The organism is Occallatibacter sp. FHG110214_02 (assembly GCF_059115385.1).
This window is the reverse complement of sequence record NZ_JBZYWK010000044.1, coordinates 1-1,672: the sequence shown is the minus strand read 5'-3', so window position 1 is coordinate 1,672 and position 1,672 is coordinate 1. Positions and strand designations below refer to the sequence as shown.

The 1,672-nt window shown below is 63.0% G+C and carries 1 protein-coding gene; it reads right to left on the bottom strand.

Translation table 11 applies throughout. From position 1 onward, the window contains the following. Positions 1–56: 56 nt before the first annotated feature. Positions 57–1,643, bottom strand: coding sequence for an OmpA family protein (locus AC5S3R_RS19960; RefSeq protein ID WP_494268955.1), 1,587 nt, complete (start codon positions 1,641–1,643; stop codon positions 57–59). Positions 1,644–1,672 lie beyond the last annotated feature (29 nt).

Below are 1,672 nucleotides of genomic sequence, written 5' to 3'. Positions count from 1 at the left end.
CGGCCGCGAGGCTGACCATTAGGTCAGCCTCGCGGGGTGATGCGTTTCGGGTTAGGTTACTTCTTCTTGTGGTGGTGGACCGGCTTGGCGCCGAGCGCTACGCGCTTGATCGGCTTCACCACCGACTCATCCACTGGCGTCGTGCCCGGGACATCCGAGGTGAAGTTCGCACCCGCTGGGACAAGGTAATCTTCCACCGTCTGCGAGTCCGAAGTGCCCGTCGCTACCGAGATACGCGATGCGTCGATGCCCTTCTCTTCCACCAGGTATGCCTTCGTGTTCACCGCGCGCTGTGCCGCGAAGTCCGCTTCCATCTTGTGGTGCTTGCCGTGCTTCGGAGTCTTCTCCGTGCCCGTCTCTTCACCCACGATGACTGCCTTCGCGTCGCTCTGGTTCTGCAGGCTCAGGGCTACCTGGTCAAGGCAGGCCTTCGCTTCGTTGTCCACACGCGTCGGACGCTTCGCATCCTTCGTGAACGTGATCGAGCACAGTGTCTGCGTCTTCGGTGCCGCGACTACCGGCGCTTCGATCGTCAGACCCGTCTGGCAAGATGCCGTCTGGCCCTTGTCATCCGTTACCGTACCCGTGATCGTCACTGGACCCGTCGCCGCACCCGTCGAGGAGTACGTCGCCGTCGTGCCCGTGCCCGTTACCGTGCCCGAAGAGGCCGTGTACGTGTACGTCAGAGGACGGTTCTGCGGGCTCAGGCCCGTGGCCGTCACTGTCGCCGTATCACCCGGCTTGATCGTCGTCGGCGTTACAGAGCAGGACACCGTCGGAGGCTCGTAAGCCTTCACCGTGAACGACGCCGTGCAGTTCGCCGTCTCCCACGGCTTCGTGCCCGTGCCTTCCTTCACCGTGCCGTTGACCGTGTACGAACCAGGTGCAAGGCCGGCCGTCGCGACCGTCGCCGTCTCGCCGCTGCCCGTTACGCCCTGGCCTGACCACGTGTAGGTCGGCGTCGCCTTCGGCAACACCGCGCCCGCCGTGCCCGTCACCGTCACCGGATCACCCGGGAACACCGCTGCCGGCGAAGCCGAGCAGGCAAGCGTAATCGGGGGAGGCGGCGTCAACTGGCCGATGTGCCACACAAATCCCGCGCTCAGCTGCGCCATGTTGAAGTTGCCGCGGCCACCGGGGAAGTTGATGTGGTTGTACTGGTAATCCGCCTGGAACAAGCGAATCGACAAATGGCGATGGAACAGCGGCGTCGCGTAATCCAAGCCGCCGCCGGCCGTCAGCAACACGCCCCACTGGTCGTCCGTCGTGCCGGGGTTGATGCCCACGAAATCTCCACCCACCAAGCCGTGGATGAACGGCGTTACCTCTTCCGTCGGGAAGCGGAACACAAGACCCGCCGAACCGCCCGAGAAGTCATCGTTCGCCCACGTCGAACCGCAGCTCGGGCACACGGGATAGTACGCGTTCTGGTTCGGAATATGTTCCTGGCCTTCCAACTGAACACCCACGTACTTGTTGAAGTAACGCGAAATGCTCACAATCGAGCCAAAGTTGATCGCCTGCGTCTGAACACCCGTCGTCGTCGTGCCGTGCGGCGCCAAGTAGCTATAGCCCGCAAAGATGTCCCACTTCGAATTTCCGGGATCGTAATCCCCTGACTTCGCCTGCGCGCTCAAACCCACTGGCAAACACGCCAGCAAGCCCAACGTCA